This window comes from Bizionia myxarmorum (assembly GCF_008086205.1).
In the GTDB taxonomy this organism is placed as follows: domain Bacteria; phylum Bacteroidota; class Bacteroidia; order Flavobacteriales; family Flavobacteriaceae; genus Algorimicrobium; species Algorimicrobium myxarmorum.
In genome coordinates, this window is sequence record NZ_VSKK01000002.1 from 292,494 (window position 1) to 310,016 (window position 17,523).

Sequence of the window (17,523 nt, forward strand, 5' to 3'; positions counted from 1 at the left end):
TTTATATAACTTGCAGTGTTGTTACTAAAAATAACATTGCTACATGAATACCCAAAAACAAATACAACTTGAAAATATAGCCGAAACAGATTTTGAAATATTTGCGCTTTTAAAGCAACGTTATAGTCCACGTGTTTTTAAAAATGAAAAGCTAAAAAGCGGTCATATCAAACAGCTTTTCGAAGCCGTTCGTTGGGCAGCTAGTTCTAATAATCTTCAACCTTGGCGTTTTATTTATGCTGAAAAAGGAAGTGAAGCTTTTCAAAATATTTTTGATTGTTTAAGCGATTTCAATAAATCTTGGGCCAATAATGCACCTTTATTAATGTTAGCAGCTTACAAAGAAAAAAATAATGATGGAAAAGATAATTTCCATGCCTTACACGATTTAGGTTTGGGATTAGGTGCTATGACGATGCAGGCACAATATAATGGTATCGGTTTGCATCATATGGCTGGTGTAGACTGGAAAAAAGCGCATAATGTATTTAATGTTCCAGAAGGTTATCACGTATCAACAGCTATAGCAGCGGGTTATTATGGAGGTGAATTAGATGCTTTACCGCCAGATTTACAGGAACAGGAAGCAAATAAACGCGTGCGTAAACCACAATCAGATTTTGTTTTTGAAGGCACGTGGAAAGAAGGATGAAAAGAAAAAGATTGAATAGTATAAAAAGAAAGTTATGAAAATTGGAATTATAGGAAGTGGGAATATAGGTGGTAATTTAGGAAAACAATGGGCAAAGGCAGGACACGAAGTTATGTTTAGTTCAAGGCATCCTGAATCTTTAAAGCCTTTAGTTCAGGAATCTGAAGGCAATGTAAGTGCTATTAACATAAAGTCTGCTTTTGAAGCCAATGCTGACGTATATTTATTAGCAACCCCTTTTGAAGCTATTGATGAATTATCTGAATTGTATGCTGGTGAATATGGAAACCATATTATAATTGATGCCACCAATCCATATCCTGAACGGGATGGTTCCATGGCACAAAATGTACGAGATGCAAATTATAATGCATCTGAATATACTGCAATGAAATTTAATACAGCAAAAACTATTAAAGCTTTTAATACTATTAAAGCGGAGGATTTAGAAAGTCAAGCCTTTAAGAAATTTGATAAATTGGCTATTCCTTATGCAGCACAAGATGAAGAAAGCAAATTAATAGCTAGACAGCTCATTCAAGACATTGGGTTTGATCCTTTATATGTAGGAAATTTAAGTGACACAGATATTATGGATCCAGAACAAGCTATTTATGGCAAATCTTTAACTCGAGAAGATTTACAATATTTAGTGAATTCATCGCGTTCCATGTAAAACAAAATTGCAATTTATAACCAAGAGGTAAATAAAATTTACCTCTTTTTTTATGCTCTTAAGTGTTTGGAGTTTAAAAACCAGCTTAATTTCAATTAGTGCTATGTCATTTGTTTTTTGAAATATTGAAAATCAACATTTTGGCAATTATTTATTTAATCTTATTTATTCAATTAAAACATATATCTTTATTTACCTAAATTTACTAACAGCAGATTAAAAACTAATGATCCTTTTTGTAAAATATGATTTTGACTTGGTTGGTAAAACCGTTTTAAAAGAGCAGCTCGATGCTTTAAATATTCCGCACACCATTAGTAATTTAGGCGAAGTTCAAATACATGATAATTTAAGTGAAGACAAACGTGAAAAGTTAGATGAATCTCTCAAACGATATGGAATTCAAATAGTATCCAATCAAAAAGAAACATTAGTAGAACGCATTAAAAACACTATTGATGAATTGCTTAATAATAAAGATTTAAGAACGTTGAAGGTTTCAAGTTATTTATCAGACAGTTTAAATTATTCCTATGCACATTTAACAACTGTTTTTTCAGAAAGCACGTATTCTTCTATAGAAAATTACATGATTCTAAAAAAAGTGGATTTGGTTAAAGAACTTATTTGTAATACTGATTTGACATTAACTGAAATTGCCTACCAATTAGATTATAGTAGTGTAGCGCATTTATCTGGACAGTTTAAGAAAACGACGGGTTTAACACCAAGTAGTTTTCAAAAAATCATGAAAAATAAAACGAGAATTTATTCTTAATAAACAAGAACATGAGTGAAATGCTATTGAATGTCGTCTTAGCGGATGATGATGAAGATGACAGAATGTTATTTAGTGAAGCTATTGAAGAAATTGAAATCCGTACCAAATTGTCACTTTTCAATCATGGACAAGAGTTAATGGATTATTTAAATTTACCCAACATTGTATTGCCTAGCTTAATTTTCTTGGATTTAAACATGCCCATTAAAAACGGGAAGCAATGTTTGGCCGAAATACGCAGTAACCCACGATTAAAGGATTTGTGCGTAGCTATTTATTCTACCTCCTCTTCAGAAAAAGACATTGAAGATACTTTCTTAAATGGGGCAAATATTTATGTAAATAAGCCCAATAACTTTATTAAATTGCGGGAAGTGGTCGAGAAAGTATTGCAACTTAATTTCCATTATCATACATCAAATTTAAATAAAGATACTTTTCTCTTCCGTATCTAAAAAGCATGGATTTCAAACCCGCACATAAGTCTTCAAAATTTTATTTTGTGGTATCAATTATAGCGCTGCTACTTTTGATTTTCACCACTTTTATGGCTTATCTGCAGGTTAAACAAATGCAGAAAGCTGCGGAAATGGTTTCGCGGTCTCTTCATGTTTATAACGGGATTAGTAATTTAACGGCCCATTATACACAAGCAGATTCCGAAGAATTACGAGATGAACTTCTAAAACCCGATAAAAGCAGTTTTGCCTTTGATAATTATAGAGAAGAAGGCCGCGTTATTATGGACAGCTTAAATGGTCTTGTCCGTGATAATCCTCCTCAAACAAAACGCTTGCAGGATATGCAACTTTTACTCAATGATTTGTATAAACAGTTGCAGGATTTAGACGAAACAGATTATGAAATTGATTCAACAATTTCGCAATATCGGGAAGCGCAAAAGTCAATAATTAGCATTACGTTATTTCAAATTAGAACAATTAAGAATGAGATGTTGGTAGAAGAGCAAAAGCTCATGCTAAAACGCCAAAATTCCTATGATTCTAGTAAGTCTTTAGCGCCTATTATATTATTGTTTTTAGCCTTATTTGCGCTTCTAGTATTTGTCTTATCCTTTTTTAGAATTTATAAGAATAAATTACAAATTCGGCAATCTGAAAATTTCTTAAAAAGTGTTTTAGCTACCACAGATAATGTTGTGAATTACTACACGCCAATTTTTGATGAGGAAGGCGCTATTATTGACTTCAGAATTGAATTTGCCAATGCCTGCAATAGAGATTATTTTGGGGTAGAACCCGATTTTATGATAGGTAAAACGGTGCTTTTTATATTTCCATATTTAAAAGATAGTGTTGATTTTGAAAAAATGAAATCAAGTTACCTTAATAATGATAAGGTTAAATTTGAAAGTGAATTTACAGCCAATGATTCTAAAATGTGGTTTCAATCTTTTATAACGCCTTTGTCTGGCGGTATTTTAGTTACGGCTCGAAATATAACGCATGAAGAGGAAGCCAAGAGCATGCAATTAAGATTACGGAAACGTTTAGAAAGCCAAAACTTACAATTATTAGATGGTCGCGCACTTTTAGCCAACATTTTTAAAAGTATCTCTCATATTGTTATGCACTTTAAAAGTGTACGAAATGAAGAGGGTAAAATTATAGATTTTAAAATACTCTTTGTAAACGATCGGATAACGCCTATTACTGGCCATAATCCAGAGGAAATAAAAAATAAAAATGTTTCGGAAGTTTACCCAGATATTTTTACTAGCGAAGTTATTGGGAATTTGGTTGATGCCATTGAGAATAAAAAACCAGTAACCTATAATTTTCCGTTTAATAGAAATGGAAATTCACATTGGTTTAGTGCTACGGCTATTAAATTGGGCGATGGTGTTACTATTACGGTTAGAGAAACGACGGCAGAGATAGATAAGGCCAATGAGCTGTTAAAATTAAATGAGCAATTAGTTATTCGAAACTCTATTTTAACAGATGCAGAAAGTATAGCTAAAATTGGTAGCTTTTCTTGGTATATAGAATCAAATACCACGGAAATTTCAGATAATTTTTATCGCATGCTCGGACATGAACCAGGAGAATTCGAATCGAATTTGGAAAGTTTTAGAAATTTTGTTCATCCTGACGATTTAGAATTATATGATAAAAAGGGTGAAATTTCCATACAAGGTTTAGTTTCTGATGAATTTATGTATCGGGTTATTACTAAAAATGGCGAGATTAAATTTTTAAATACCAATGGCCAGTTTATTGATAAAAATGGTAGTAAGGTAATGATTGGCGTAGTCCAAGACGTTACCCAAACTATATCAGATGCTGAAGAATTGCGAAGAAGTAATTTAGATCTTCAACAAAGTAATTTAGAACTTGAGTCCTTTAATCGTGTGGCGAGTCATGATTTACAAGAGCCGCTGCGTAAAATTCAGTTATTCATATCGCGTATTGAAGATGTGGATGGTGCTGCCTTTTCTGAAAAAGGAACTACTTATTTTGATAAAGTAAAGAAAGCAGCACTACGCATGCAGGGGCTTATTCAAAACCTTTTAGCATATTCGCGTATTGATAGTAGTAAAACGGATTTGGATCATATAGACTTAAATGATGTTCTAGATAAGGTTCAAGAAGATTTAGCCACAACGATTAATGATACGCAAGCTGAAATTACTTCGGAAAATTTACCACAAATAAAAGGTGTGTTTTTTCAAATGGAACAATTGTTCGCTAATTTAATTGGTAACGCGCTTAAATATAAGAGTAATACAGAAGCGCCTATCATTCAATTACAATCCGAGAAAGTAGCGGCTTCGGAATTGCCAGACAAGTCTTTAGGTAAGAGTAAGTTTTATTATAAGATTACGTGTACTGATAATGGAATAGGTTTCGATTCTAAATATTCTGATAAAATATTTGAAGTATTTCAACGACTACATCAAAAAACTGAATATTCTGGAACAGGAATCGGTTTAGCCATCTGTAGAAAAATTGTTGAAAACCATAATGGTTATATATATGCTACTGGAAAATTAGGCGCCGGAGCACAGTTTGTTATCTTCCTTCCAACTAAATAAAAGTCCTATAAATTCTCATCTTATAATTGTATAATGATAATTTTTAGTTGTAACTAATTGATTATTAATATTTAAAGCTTCTTGTTTTAGTGATTTTGTAGCCATATACATCAAAATCTAAAAATTGTATAACACAATGCCAAAATTGTGTAACGGAAAACCTTTGCTCTAGTATGATCTTTACACTATCGTTTTAAACGCAGAAACACAACTTTAAATTTATAAGTGAAACTCGTTAAAAAAGATAACAATCAAAAGAACTAATCACTAACGCAAAATACATCCATTATGAAAACTGCATATTTAGAAGCCAAGACAATGAAAGCTACATTCCAACAGTTAAAGACAACTTTTGGTGGTGAGCTAACTATAAGCATGAATGAGCACATCTTAAAAATAGATAGTGATTTTGGAAAAGGCGTTATTAAAGGTGTTCCATTAAAGGAAGGTATTTCCTTTTTAGAATTCGATATGATATTTTATAGCGATTTAGTCTTATCTATAAACACGCCAGATAAAAACCCAATCTACTTTACGTATTGCTCAAAAGGTGAATTAGGTCATAGTTTCGGTTCTAATGGTGCAAAGCGTACGTTAGAAAGTTTTCAAACAGGAATTCTAACTAGTAGAAAAGCAGAAGAAAACATACTTTATTTTAATAAAAATCAGAAATTAAAAACAACGCTTATTACGGTTCAAACGGTTGGTGATGATTCTGATAGTTTAAAAACAAAGCTTCGCGAAACATTCTTTAAGGATAGTGTTGGTGATAACTTTGTATATATAGGATCTCACAACTTAAAAATTTCTGAAAAAATTGATCAATTGAATGCTATTAAGCAAGAAGGTTTAGTAAGAAGTCTATTAGTACAAGGTTTAGTACATGTTATATTAGCCTTGGAAATTCAACAACATTCTGATGATTCAGAAAATGGGAATCAAAAAACGGGTTCTCTTACCGTTTCAGAAATGGAAACTATTAAAGAGGTATCGCGTTTTGTAAATGACAATTCAGATTCTCAAATTACCATTACCCAATTATACGCTCAATTTGGTTTATCACCTTCAAAATTGCAAGAAGGTTTTAAATTAATGCACGGTCATACAGTAACTGAATATATCAGAGAAGTGCGTATTGAAAAAGCAGAGTCGCTTTTAAAGAATACCGATATGAATATTTCTGAAGTTGTTTATACCATTGGACTTACCAGTAGAAGTTATTTCTCTAAAATTTTCAAAGAGAAATATAACTGTAGCCCGAAAGATTACAAATTCGCCCAAAGAGATATGGCTATGTCTGCTTAATATTTAAGCTTGGCATATGTTTTTACAGTGAATTTTTAATTTAAAACCAGAAACTCATGATACGTAATTATGAAAGTTGTATAAAAGCTTGTCAGCAATGTTTTATTGACTGCCAGCATTGTTTAACACAAATGTCGCCTATGGAAAGTCACAATAGTTGTCCAAATTGTTGTGCCCAATGTATTGACGCGTGTTTAATGTGTATAAAGCTTATGGTTGCAGATAGCCCTTTTGTAAAGGAATATTGTCTCTTATGTGCTCAAATGTGCGAATGGTGCGCTAAACAATGCAGTCAGCACGATCATGATCATTGTCAAGTATGTGCCGCATCCTGTTTAGCCTGTGCTGAAGCTTGCAATGAATATGCTGCATAAATAATTTTCTATGATAATTTAAATACGAAATATGAGTACTAGAAATTATAATAAAGACACAAACGGATTAGAAAAAATGAGAGCGTTAGTTGATGCGCCTAAAATTGTTATGTTGGCTACCCAACTTAACAAAACACCATTTTCAGTTTGTCCAATGACATTGCAGGAAATGGATACTCAAGGCGATCTGTGGTTTTTTACATCAAAAACAAGCAGTCACTTTACAGATATTCAGGAAGATAATCGCGTTCAAATTATATATACGGATGACGAAAAAAAAAGATATATTTCTATTTATGGAAATGCCACACATATTGTGGACGATCAAAAAATAGATGAATTATGGAACCCTATGTTAAATACCTGGTTTGAAGGTAAAGACGATTCCAATTTAGCCCTCTTAAATGTAAATATGGAAAACGCCTATTACTGGGATACACAACACAATAAACTTGTTTCCTTTTTCAAAATAGTGGAGGGAGCAATAACAGATAAAACACCAGATTTAGGTGAACATGGTCACATAGATATGCAAGATCATTAACAGCAAATATTTTAGATTAGTCCAAAAAAAAGCTCAACGTTTGTTGAGTTTTTTTATGTCTAATTCCCAATGGAAATTTTCGTTCTTCTTTAATATTTATAGATGTGACTAAAACCATTCAAAATATACACCTGAAATGGCAACACTTGCAATTAATAATATTAATACAACCACTATAAACGTTGCAGTAGATTTAGTTTTAGTATCATCTTGCAATAAATAATCTTCTCTATTCGAATCTTTATCTTTAACTATAGGCATAATTTCTAGATTTTAAAGGTTAATATAAACTGTTTTCTTGTTCACAAACTCATGAATTCCTTCTGCAGATAATTCCCGCCCGAAACCTGAAGCTTTAGTTCCACCAAAAGGTAATCTTGGATCAGATTTTACCATATCATTAATAAAAAAGGCGCCATCTGGAATCCGTCCAATTTGGTATTTGGCTGCATCAGTATTTTTTGTAAAAACCATGCTTCCTAGTCCAAAACGTGTATTAGTCGCCATTTTGTATGCTTCCTCTGCATCTTTTACTCTAACAATTGCAGCAACAGGACCAAAAGTTTCTTCATCAAAAACCGGCATTCCAGGTTTGCAATTGGTTATAATGGTTGGTTCAAAATAAGCTTTGTCAATTTTATTCCCTAAAAGAACTTCTGCGCCTTTGGCTACAGAATCATCAACCTGCTTCTTAAGTGATTTTGCTAAATCTTCTCGCGCCATAACACTTAAACCCGTATCGGCATCCATCGGATTTCCTATTTTAATACTGGAAACTTGCGCTTTAAATTTTTCAATAAACGTGTCATAAATGGCTTCTTCAACAATAAAACGCTTCGCGGCAATACAGCTTTGTCCTGTGTTTTGCATTCTAGCATTTACCATGGTTTCCAAATACGCATCTAAATCGGCGTCTGCTAAAACCATGCAAGCATTATTCCCGCCTAATTCTAAAACTGTTTTTTTAAGATTTTTCCCTGCTAATTCGGCAATTTTCCGTCCCGCTTTTTCACTTCCTGTTAAAGAAATAGCTTGAATTCGGGAATCCGATATTAAAGTTTCTATTTGATCATGGTCTACTATCAAGGTTTGAAAACAACCTTTTGGGAAGCCACTTTCTTCAAATAAATCTTGTATGGCCAAAGCGCAACCTGTAACATTGGCTGCATGTTTTAATAATGCTGTATTTCCTGCTGTAATGGTAGGAATAGCAAAACGTAATACTTGCCAAAAAGGATAATTCCAAGGCATAATTGCTAAAATAGTTCCCAGCGGATCATAGCTGATAAAGCTTTCTGAAGCATCGGTTTTTATAAGTTCATCTGCCAAAAAATCTTCAGCATTCGATATATAGAAATCGGCCATTAAAGCACATTTTTCAACTTCCGCTATACTTTGGGAGATAGGTTTACCCATTTCGTTGGTCATTAGCGTACTGTACTGGTCTTTGTTCTTTATAAGGTTTTCTGCTAATCGTTTAAATAATTCGGTTCGTTCCGAAATTTCGGTAAGTTTCCATTCATGAAATGTTTGCTCGGCACGGTCCAAATAGGCTTCAACTTTAGTTTCTGAATATAATTCATAAGACTTTAAAGTTTCACCATTATAAGGATTGCTAGTTTTTATTGATTTTGACATTTTTTTAATTTTGATTAGAAACAAGGTAGGTTTTTAAACAGGTGTAAATTAATCTTTTCAATAAAATAAATAACGCAATGCAATAAATTGTTTTAAGTCAATAATTAAATGATTAGCGTTAACGCAAAAGGTTCTTTATGTTGATCTTTGAAGTATTGAAATTAATGTTTAACACTAAAAATACATATTATGACAAGTAACGGAAGTACAGGATTAGGTATATTAGCTGGAGCAGCTATAGGAGCAGTTTTAGGTATATTATTCGCGCCAGATAAAGGTAGTGTAACAAGACAACGTATTGCAGATGAAGCAGAAATGCAAAAAGCAAAATTAGCATCATCAGCAGCAGATTTACGTGATAGAGTTGCGGAAAAAGTAAGTGTGGAAAAGCATACTTTAGAAGATAAAGTTCAGTCTATTGTTATGGACGCGAGTTACAAAGCAGATGATGTTATCAATACATTGGAAGCAAAATTAAAAGAGCTTAAAGCAAAAAACAAACAATTCCAAAAAGCGTAATTGACTATGAATGTTTTTGAATCCATAGGAGATAAAACAGAAAGAGCCGCAGATATTGGCGAGAAGTATATTGATGCTTCTCGCGAATATTTTAAGCTTAAGCTATTTCAACAATTAGCCTTTTCAGTTAGTATGGTAGCCAAGCTTTTAGCTGTTGGTTCTCTATTAGTTTTAGCGCTAATTTTTGCAGCTTTTGCAGGTGCAATTACTATAGGCGATTTATTGGAAAATATGGCTTTAGGATATCTTTCAGTTGCTGGGATCTTTTTATTAATTGGTTTACTTATTTATGCCTCAAGAGGTTCTATAAGTTGCTATGTTATTAAAAAAATGGGTACAAAATTTTTCTCTGAAGATGAAGACGAGTAATTTTTGTGTACCTATTATTGACTAAATCACTTTGAAGAAACTATTTATGAAAAACTCATATCCTTATAAAAATTTCGACGAGCTAGATGTCCGGATCAAAATGTTGAATTTGGAACGTAAAATAGCTTGGGAAGAATTAAAATTATTGAAAACGGAACTGAAACAAGATTTCAGTCCATATAACTGGGTTCCGCCTATTATTAGAGGCGCTGGTAAATATGGTATTTTTATGCTAGTTAGGAAATTATTAACTAGACACTAATTTATAAATCATAATAGGAAATTTCGATTTCCTACAAATTTTAGATATACTTTATAGTATTTAAAACTCTTTATATATCCAAAAAACAAACAATAATGTCTTTTTAAGAGTTATTGTTTTCAAAATACAAATTACAAACCCTTTCTATAAGGGTTTTTTTACGCTTAAATTTTAAAGTTGAAGGGAAATTCGCTTTCAATTATTTTCTAAATGTTTTCATTTAAATTCGATTTAATAGTTGACTTAGCTTATAAAAAAAAATTTCTTTCTTTCGTATTTAATAATATAATACCTAAAATACTGTTAAAAAATTAAATGGGTTAATTTTTAATTTTTTAAGATTAATCCGAACGCTGTTCTATCCATACCTTTAAATTATAAATCGAATGCGCTACAATTATTTCTGGCGCTTGGATGTAAAAAAGTAAGCATCTCAAAAAAAATTGCTAAAATTTAAAACCACATTATTATGAACTCATACTCGAAAGAAGTAGGCGATAAATTGAACGCCTTATTAGAAAAAAATTACGATGCGGAAAAAGGTTATAAAAAAGCCGCGGAAAATACTGAAAACGTAGCTTTAAAAAATCATTTTAACCGTAAGGCTGCAGAGCGTTATGATTTTGGACATCAGTTAAAATCTGAAATCAAAAACTTTGGTCAAGAACCAGATAAAGGTGGCAGTGTAACAGGATCAGTTCACCGCGCCTGGATGGATGTTAAAGCTGTGTTTTCTGCAGACAATGAAGAATCCATGTTGGAAGAAGCTATTAGAGGTGAAAAAGCGTCGGTTGAAGAATACAACGATGTTTTAAATGAAACGAACTTACCAGCATCAACTCGTGATATCGTATTAAAACAAAAAAACACCATCTCTCAAGAGTTAAATACCATTAAACGTTTGGAAGATTTAAGCTAATTAGCAGATTTCTACAAATTTTAAAACGAGGAGAACATTTTATAATGTTTTCCTCGTTTTTATTTTATTTAATAAATTTAAAAGAATTAAAGCTTCAATTAATTATCTGAAACTTAAATTTTAGAAATATTTTAATAAATATTATTTGAGTTAAAGCCTATCTTGATAGAGCAAAACCAAACTGAATTATGGATGTATCTTTATAGTATAGAAATCTGATAATCAAGTTTCTAATTAATTAACCTTAAAAACACTATACTATGTTACGTTGGACAATTATTTTTATCGTATTGGCTATAATAGCCGGAATTTTCGGTTTTGGAGGAATTGCAGCTGGAGCAGCAGGGATTGCTAAAGTTTTATTCTTTATATTTATCGTACTTTTTATAATTTCACTTATTCGTGGAAGAAAAGTGTAAGTTTAACAAATAACCAATTTAAAACCATTTATTATGAAAAAATTCCTTTATGTATTTCTATTTGCATTCAGTATGTCTTTAGTTTTACCAAGTTGTAGAGATCAAAAAAATGATAGCGTTGAAGACGTTGTAGATGATATAGGCGATGCCGCTAGTGATGTAGCTGACGATATCGAAGATGCAGTTGATTAGATATTTAACTGTGTAAAAATTTACCAAAAAAATGTATTTTGGTTAGTGGGTAAAGCAGATGTTTACGTTTTGTAAAGCATTTGCTTTACTTTTTTTAATTAAAACCTTTAATTATGGATCAAGCACAAGAAAGAAACGCATTGGATTATATTAAAAAATATCAGTCACGTGGTTATACCAGTAACTTTAAATGTGAGAATGATAAATTAATGGATCTAGAGAGCAAAAAAGAATATGCTCCGGAAGAGGTTATTATAAAACGCACGCAACGTTTTGAAGGCTTAAGTAACCCTTCAGATATGTCTATTTTATACGCTATTGAAACTAAAGATGGCTGTAAAGGTTTAGTTACAGCCAATTATGGAATTGATAGTGATACGGATTTAGACGCGTTCTTTAAAAATATTCCAGAAGAAAACGATAAATCTAATGATGTTATCTAGAAATTGGAATGTTCATCCTCTTTACGATCATCTTCAGATTTTTCTTCTTTATCAAAAAATTTAGAAATTTCTGAAGGTGTTTCTATAAAATGAAATTTTTTACCGTCCACTAAAATTGGACAACGTAGAGTATTAGGTTCGTTTTGCAATACTTTAATCCAATCGTCCGCTGATAAGGAAGCGTTTTCTGTATTATACTTATTGCTAAAATCTGGATGTTCCTGATTTACTAATCCAGAAATTGGAATGTTTAAATGCGTCGCTATATCAGCCCATTGCGTTCCTGTAACTTTAGTTTTTGAAATATCAATTGCTAAAATTCCACGATTAGAAGCATTTACAAAGCCATAGGCTTGCTTCCCTAAAGAATCTTCTGAATTATAATAAAGAATTACCTTTCCATTATCCGTTGCAATAGTTCCCATATCCATATACTATTTTAATTTGTTTCAAATCTATCTTTAAAAACGGGTTAAAGATAACGGAAAAAATATAATCTTTAACGTGAAAACGTGAAGGGATTCGGTTTATAAAAATGAAATATGTATTAATATCCACATTTTCAAGGTCTATTAGTAAAACTAATACCTTCATAATAACTTTTAATAAGATTATGGAGCGGTTTGAAGCAAAAAATTCTACTTTTGTACTCATAAAATTACAATCATATTATGTCTGAAACTATAGAGAAAATTAAATGTTTAATAATAGGATCTGGTCCAGCTGGCTATACAGCCGCTATTTACGCTGCTAGAGCAAATATGAAACCTGTTTTATATCAAGGTACGCAACCTGGAGGTCAGTTAACAACCACCAATGAAGTTGAAAATTTTCCGGGTTATCCAGAAGGTATAACCGGTCCAGCTATGATGATGGAGTTACAAAAACAAGCGGAACGTTTTGAAACTGATGTGCGCGATGGTTGGGTAACGAAGGTTGATTTTTCAAAATCTGGTGGTACTCATAAAGTGTGGGTTAATGATGAGAAGGAAATCCATTGTGAAACTATAATTATTTCTACTGGTGCTTCAGCCATATATTTAGGTTTAGAATCGGAGCAAAAATATTTGAAATTAGGCGGCGGCGTTTCGGCTTGCGCAGTTTGTGATGGTTTTTTCTATAGAAATCAAGAAGTAGTAATCGTTGGAGCAGGAGATAGTGCTTGTGAAGAAGCACATTACTTGTCCAAATTATGTAAGAAAGTAACGATGCTGGTAAGACGTGATGAATTTAGAGCTTCTAAAATTATGGCTGCTCGTGTTCAAAAAACGGAAAACATCGAAATTTTATACAACACAGAAACGGATGAAGTTTTAGGAGATGGTCAAGTTGTAACCGGTGTTCGCGTTTTTAATAATAAGACTAATGAAAAACACGAAATTCCTGCAACCGGATTTTTCGTAGCTATAGGACATAAACCCAATACCGATATTTTTAAAGACTTTTTGAATTTAGATGAAACCGGCTATATAATTAATGTTCCTGGAAGCTCTAAAACTGATTTAGAAGGTATTTTTGTGTCTGGTGATGCTGCTGATCATGTTTACAGACAAGCGGTTACTGCTGCTGGCACAGGTTGTATGGCAGCATTGGATGCGGAGCGTTATTTAGCTGCTAAAGATGCCAATTTTGAAGTAAGTACATCCACATATAATTAAGAATAAAACGTTTATATATTAAAAAACCGAAGCAATTGCTTCGGTTTTTTTGTTTCTAACTACTTTTAAAATAGGAATATATAAAGGTTTATAATAACTGCGATAATAAATTGTGATAATGTGGTCATGATTGGTTGATTTTTGATTGATTTAATTTTTATCCGTTGTTATTTGTATTCCGTTTTGATTGATATTCACTTTTACGTCCTCCGTTTTAGCTTTTATGCCTTCTTCGTTTAAATCCAAACTAGAATCTGTTGAATTTATCTGAATTCCATTTTTATTTATTTTTACTTGGGACGCTTCATTATTGATGTCAATATTCACTTTAAAATCATCTTCAGGACAATCCTTGCAAATAACGCCATCACTTATTATTTCTAAATAATGTTCTTCCATACCATTTTCTAAAATGTCGTTATAATAATCAGAGTTTCGATGAAATTCATAAGTGTTACTATCAGCAAATAAGGTGCTTCCTACTGGTAGATGTAAGATTATTTCAACTTCTTGATCACTAAACTTATTCTTAATATCCGTGGTTAAAAATGGATCTAAAGTTAAGGTGTTGCCGTTTATTTCATAGCCGTAGTTAATCTTCTCTGCGCGATTTTTCGCAATTAAAAAATTGCTGCCATCTGCCTGTTTTTCAACGGTTATATAAGCTAAAGAATCTCTGGTGGACTTAACAATTAAGCGAATATCTCTAGAGTAAATAATTTTCTCATTATTCGCATCATAGGTTATCTTACTAGAGTTTCCGCTGCGTCTGTAGTTTTTATTATAGGTTAAATTTTCTGCCATTTGAACTGTTAAAGTATCATTTGCCGTAATATTTAAGGTTTCTTTTTTTGAAACGCTCGCATCAAAAGCATGTTGGGTTGCTTGATTAATACCAATAACACTTAAACTGATAATAGAAATTAACCACAAACCCAGTAAGGTGAATTTGGCAATATTACCAATGGATTTTAAGTTGTTAATCAATATTTTCAATCCTAAATAGAAGACGAAAAAGAACGGAATCCCCACGGCTAAAAACGCAAGCAAGGATACTAACCAAATAGGTGTATTGGACGCATTAGCAGCATCAACAATTTCTAATCCTGGTATATGTACAACATCTGCTATTCCTACTGAAAATAAGCCGATTAGCAGTCCAATTAACGCGCTCGCACCAACTATTATTAGTAGAATAGCTACAAATTTAGCAACCACTTTCAAAAAGAACATAATAATGGAACCAATAGCGTCAAAAAAACTTTGAGAGCTAGATTTTATACTATTTCCATGCTTTTGAAAATTAACATTTCTGGCTGCTCCGGAAACAGAATCTGAAACCGATTTGGCAGTTCCAGTTAAGGATTCACCAACATTTTTGGCAACATCTGAAACATTATCAAAACTGTCTTTAATTTTTTTTTCAATGTTACTAATGTTAACGGGCTCACCGGTCATGGTTAGTTTGTCTGCCGTTGTTTTGGCTTCAGGAACCAGAATCCATAATAATATATAGAGTAGAACACCTGTTCCTGCACCAAATATTAGAACAATCCATAATAAACGGATCCAGACGGTTTCAATCCCAAAGTAATGTCCCAAACCTGCAGAAACACCACCAATATATGAGTTTTCTGTATCTCTAAATAGTTTTTTACTCGGACCACTTTTTTGCTTATTGTAATTGTGTGGTTCGTCCTCAAATATTTCGTCATCAACCAGATAATCTTCTGGTTGTCCCATGATAGTGATTACATCCTCTACCTCTTTATTACCAATAACTTGTTTATCATGCGTAACACGCTCGCTAAATAATTCGGCAATTCGGGCTTCAATGTCCGCTATAATTTCTGAGCGACCTTGAGAGTCTGTAAATGAACGTTTTATGGCCTCAAGATAGCGTTGTAATTTTAGGTATGCATCTTCATCAATATGAAAAAAGATACCGGCTAAATTTATGTTGACTGTTTTATTCATTATTTCGTATTTTTTTGAGTGGTTACTAAATTCACTGCGTTTTGTAATTCATCCCAAGTTGTGGTTAATTCCGTTAGGAACAACTTGCCGGTGTCGGTGAGGCCATAATACTTTCGTGGCGGCCCAGATGTGGATTCTTCCCAGCGATAATTAAGAAGTCCAGCATTTTTAAGTCTGGTGAGTAAAGGATAAATAGTGCCTTCCACCACCAATAATTTGGCATCTTTTAAAGTTTCTAAAATTTCGGCTACATACGCATCATCGTCTTTTAATACCGAAAGAATACAATACTCCAAAACACCTTTACGCATTTGTGCTTTTGTGTTTTCTATTTTCATGTGTTTCTGTGAATTTTAAGGAAGTGAAACCGCTTAAAGCCAGTTTTTCCTTGTGATTTTTTTAAATTGTTCATTTTTTGATTGATTTGATGAAATTGTACTATTTATTTTAAAAATTTAATGGTTAATGGATAGTTGTACTCATGTCCATCTCTAGCCGATAAAGCTGCTTTGACAATAAAAATGAGTTCTAAAATGAAACCAACTACAGCCAAAAATCCTAAACCACCGGTTATGTAAAGTAGAGGAGAAGGTTTGGTAATGTTGATTTGAATGTTATCAAACGCGTTAATATTTAGAAAATCGAAACCGCTAATCAGATTAAAAATGAAAAATGGAATCGTTATCATGCCGATAATTATGGCATACAATAAAATGCTAATCTGAAAATTGATGGCTTGTTTACCATGTTGATCTACAAATTCAGATTTGTCCTTATTCATAATCCATAATAGGATAGGTCCAATAAAATTTCCAAAAGGAATTAAGAACCTAGAAAAGGTGGATAGGTGAATAAATGTGGCTATGTTTTTTTGGTGATTTTCAATCATGTCTAAAAGTATATAATAGTTGCTTATGCAAATATATATCTTTAGGAAGGTATTGTGCAATACAAAGTACTAAAAATTAACATAAAATTAACAAATTACTATTCAGTTTTTTTCAATATATTTATAGAAATTATATAGCAAATGACCATATCTCCTAGCAAACTCAATATGTTTCTTATGTTTAAATTACCAGCAGCATATTTTACAGGTGTGCGAGCAAAAACATTAGATTCTGAAAAGTGTGTTGTCAGTGTAAAGCATCGTTGGATTAATCAAAATCCTTTTAAATCCATGTTTTGGGCAGTTCAAGGGATGGCTGCAGAACTTACAACTGGCGCTTTGGTCATGCAGAAAATTAAAGCGAGTGGAAGAAATATTTCCATGTTGGTAGCCACCAATAACGCTAGTTTTTCAAAAAAAGCTACGGGACGTATTACCTTTGTTTGTAAAGATGGTAGTAAAATAGACGAGGCTATAAAAAACACGATTGAAACTGGTGAAGGCCAAACCATTTGGATGCATGCCGTGGGTACTAATTCTGAAAACATAGTAGTTTCTAAATTTAACTTTGAATGGACACTTAAGTTGAAAAAACCAAGTAAACAGTAAACAATTAGAGTTTCCAGAAAATCAAATATGTTAAATTGATAATTCTGTTTTATTAAAAAAGTTAAGCTATTGTAACAAAACTCTAAATAAGGCAACTTATAAACACCTAACACCTAACACCTAACACCTAACACCTAACACCTAACACCTAACACCTAACACCTAACACCTAACACCTAACACCTAACACCTAACACCTAACACCTAACACCTAACACCTAACACCTAACACCTAACAC

At 32.4% G+C, this 17,523-nt stretch carries 23 protein-coding genes; 17 read left to right on the forward strand and 6 right to left on the reverse strand.

Translation table 11 applies throughout. The features are described from left to right. Positions 1–43 precede the first annotated feature (43 nt). The 8 genes from ES674_RS10370 to ES674_RS10405 all read left to right on the forward strand — a co-directional run bounded on the left by ES674_RS10370 (position 44) and on the right by ES674_RS10405 (position 7,390). Complete coding sequence (locus ES674_RS10370; protein WP_148403964.1) at positions 44–652, forward strand: nitroreductase family protein; 609 nt, start codon at positions 44–46, stop codon at positions 650–652. A gap of 34 nt (positions 653–686) precedes the next feature. Then, positions 687–1,328: an NADPH-dependent F420 reductase gene (locus ES674_RS10375; RefSeq protein WP_148403965.1), complete on the forward strand. Its 642-nt coding sequence runs from the start codon at positions 687–689 to the stop codon at positions 1,326–1,328. Between the two features lie 226 nt (positions 1,329–1,554). Continuing rightward, the gene (locus ES674_RS10380; protein ID WP_148403966.1) at positions 1,555–2,106 is read left to right on the forward strand and encodes a helix-turn-helix domain-containing protein; all 552 of its coding nucleotides are present in this window, start codon (positions 1,555–1,557) and stop codon (positions 2,104–2,106) included. Positions 2,107–2,117: 11 nt separating this feature from the next. Further along, positions 2,118–2,564, forward strand: coding sequence for a response regulator (locus ES674_RS10385; protein WP_148403967.1), 447 nt, complete (start codon positions 2,118–2,120; stop codon positions 2,562–2,564). 116 nt (positions 2,565–2,680) lie between these two features. Continuing rightward, positions 2,681–5,167: an ATP-binding protein gene (locus tag ES674_RS10390; RefSeq protein WP_246126020.1), complete on the forward strand. Its 2,487-nt coding sequence runs from the start codon at positions 2,681–2,683 to the stop codon at positions 5,165–5,167. 288 nt (positions 5,168–5,455) lie between these two features. After that, a complete protein-coding gene (locus ES674_RS10395; protein WP_246126021.1) occupies positions 5,456–6,472 on the forward strand; it encodes a helix-turn-helix transcriptional regulator in 1,017 nt (338 codons plus the stop codon). Between the two features lie 263 nt (positions 6,473–6,735). Beyond that, the gene (locus ES674_RS15600; RefSeq protein WP_246126027.1) at positions 6,736–6,846 is read left to right on the forward strand and encodes a four-helix bundle copper-binding protein; all 111 of its coding nucleotides are present in this window, start codon (positions 6,736–6,738) and stop codon (positions 6,844–6,846) included. A gap of 31 nt (positions 6,847–6,877) precedes the next feature. Continuing rightward, entirely contained in the window at positions 6,878–7,390 is a 513-nt protein-coding gene (locus ES674_RS10405; RefSeq protein ID WP_148403970.1) for a pyridoxamine 5'-phosphate oxidase family protein, read from the forward strand. A gap of 108 nt (positions 7,391–7,498) precedes the next feature. Here the strand turns inward: ES674_RS10405 and ES674_RS15410 are convergent, their stop codons facing one another. Continuing rightward, complete coding sequence (locus ES674_RS15410) at positions 7,499–7,651, reverse strand: hypothetical protein (RefSeq protein WP_170234001.1); 153 nt, start codon at positions 7,649–7,651, stop codon at positions 7,499–7,501. A 12-nt stretch (positions 7,652–7,663) separates the two neighbouring features. Beyond that, positions 7,664–9,028 (reverse strand): NAD-dependent succinate-semialdehyde dehydrogenase, encoded by a 1,365-nt coding sequence (locus ES674_RS10410; RefSeq protein WP_148403971.1) that lies wholly within the window; start codon positions 9,026–9,028, stop codon positions 7,664–7,666. A 189-nt stretch (positions 9,029–9,217) separates the two neighbouring features. On the opposite strand from ES674_RS10410, the gene ES674_RS10415 reads away from it, so the two are divergent. The 7 genes from ES674_RS10415 (at position 9,218) to ES674_RS10440 (ending at position 12,151) form a co-directional block, all read left to right on the forward strand. Continuing rightward, entirely contained in the window at positions 9,218–9,547 is a 330-nt protein-coding gene (locus ES674_RS10415; protein WP_148403972.1) for a YtxH domain-containing protein, read from the forward strand. Between the two features lie 6 nt (positions 9,548–9,553). Beyond that, the gene (locus ES674_RS10420) at positions 9,554–9,916 is read left to right on the forward strand and encodes a hypothetical protein (RefSeq protein WP_170234002.1); all 363 of its coding nucleotides are present in this window, start codon (positions 9,554–9,556) and stop codon (positions 9,914–9,916) included. Between the two features lie 46 nt (positions 9,917–9,962). Continuing rightward, entirely contained in the window at positions 9,963–10,178 is a 216-nt protein-coding gene (locus ES674_RS10425; protein WP_148403974.1) for a hypothetical protein, read from the forward strand. Positions 10,179–10,647: 469 nt separating this feature from the next. After that, entirely contained in the window at positions 10,648–11,097 is a 450-nt protein-coding gene (locus ES674_RS10430) for a ferritin-like domain-containing protein (protein ID WP_148403975.1), read from the forward strand. Between the two features lie 260 nt (positions 11,098–11,357). Beyond that, complete coding sequence (locus ES674_RS10435; protein WP_008635694.1) at positions 11,358–11,516, forward strand: DUF1328 family protein; 159 nt, start codon at positions 11,358–11,360, stop codon at positions 11,514–11,516. Between the two features lie 33 nt (positions 11,517–11,549). Further along, complete coding sequence (locus ES674_RS15415) at positions 11,550–11,708, forward strand: hypothetical protein (protein ID WP_170234003.1); 159 nt, start codon at positions 11,550–11,552, stop codon at positions 11,706–11,708. A gap of 113 nt (positions 11,709–11,821) precedes the next feature. After that, positions 11,822–12,151 (forward strand): hypothetical protein, encoded by a 330-nt coding sequence (locus ES674_RS10440; RefSeq protein WP_148403976.1) that lies wholly within the window; start codon positions 11,822–11,824, stop codon positions 12,149–12,151. Here the strand turns inward: ES674_RS10440 and ES674_RS10445 are convergent. Beyond that, complete coding sequence (locus ES674_RS10445; protein WP_148403977.1) at positions 12,148–12,576, reverse strand: arsenate reductase family protein; 429 nt, start codon at positions 12,574–12,576, stop codon at positions 12,148–12,150. The two genes, ES674_RS10440 and ES674_RS10445, sit on opposite strands and share 4 nt — an antisense overlap. A 246-nt stretch (positions 12,577–12,822) precedes the next feature. On the opposite strand from ES674_RS10445, the gene trxB reads away from it, so the two are divergent. Beyond that, positions 12,823–13,809 carry a thioredoxin-disulfide reductase gene (trxB, locus tag ES674_RS10450; protein ID WP_148403978.1) on the forward strand — a complete coding sequence of 329 codons (987 nt, stop codon included), beginning with the start codon at positions 12,823–12,825 and terminating at the stop codon, positions 13,807–13,809. 150 nt (positions 13,810–13,959) lie between these two features. Here trxB and ES674_RS10455 read toward each other — a convergent pair whose 3' ends face one another. The 3 genes from ES674_RS10455 to ES674_RS10465 all read right to left on the reverse strand — a co-directional run bounded on the left by ES674_RS10455 (position 13,960) and on the right by ES674_RS10465 (position 16,675). Beyond that, the gene (locus tag ES674_RS10455) at positions 13,960–15,786 is read right to left on the reverse strand and encodes a PspC domain-containing protein (RefSeq protein WP_148403979.1); all 1,827 of its coding nucleotides are present in this window, start codon (positions 15,784–15,786) and stop codon (positions 13,960–13,962) included. Beyond that, complete coding sequence (locus ES674_RS10460) at positions 15,786–16,124, reverse strand: PadR family transcriptional regulator (RefSeq protein WP_148403980.1); 339 nt, start codon at positions 16,122–16,124, stop codon at positions 15,786–15,788. The genes ES674_RS10455 and ES674_RS10460 overlap by 1 nt, the downstream gene beginning before the upstream one ends. Positions 16,125–16,228: 104 nt before the next feature. Next, the gene (locus ES674_RS10465; RefSeq protein WP_148403981.1) at positions 16,229–16,675 is read right to left on the reverse strand and encodes a DUF4870 domain-containing protein; all 447 of its coding nucleotides are present in this window, start codon (positions 16,673–16,675) and stop codon (positions 16,229–16,231) included. Positions 16,676–16,816: 141 nt separating this feature from the next. On the opposite strand from ES674_RS10465, the gene ES674_RS10470 reads away from it, so the two are divergent. Beyond that, positions 16,817–17,284 carry a DUF4442 domain-containing protein gene (locus ES674_RS10470; RefSeq protein WP_148403982.1) on the forward strand — a complete coding sequence of 156 codons (468 nt, stop codon included), beginning with the start codon at positions 16,817–16,819 and terminating at the stop codon, positions 17,282–17,284. Positions 17,285–17,523: the final 239 nt, after the last annotated feature.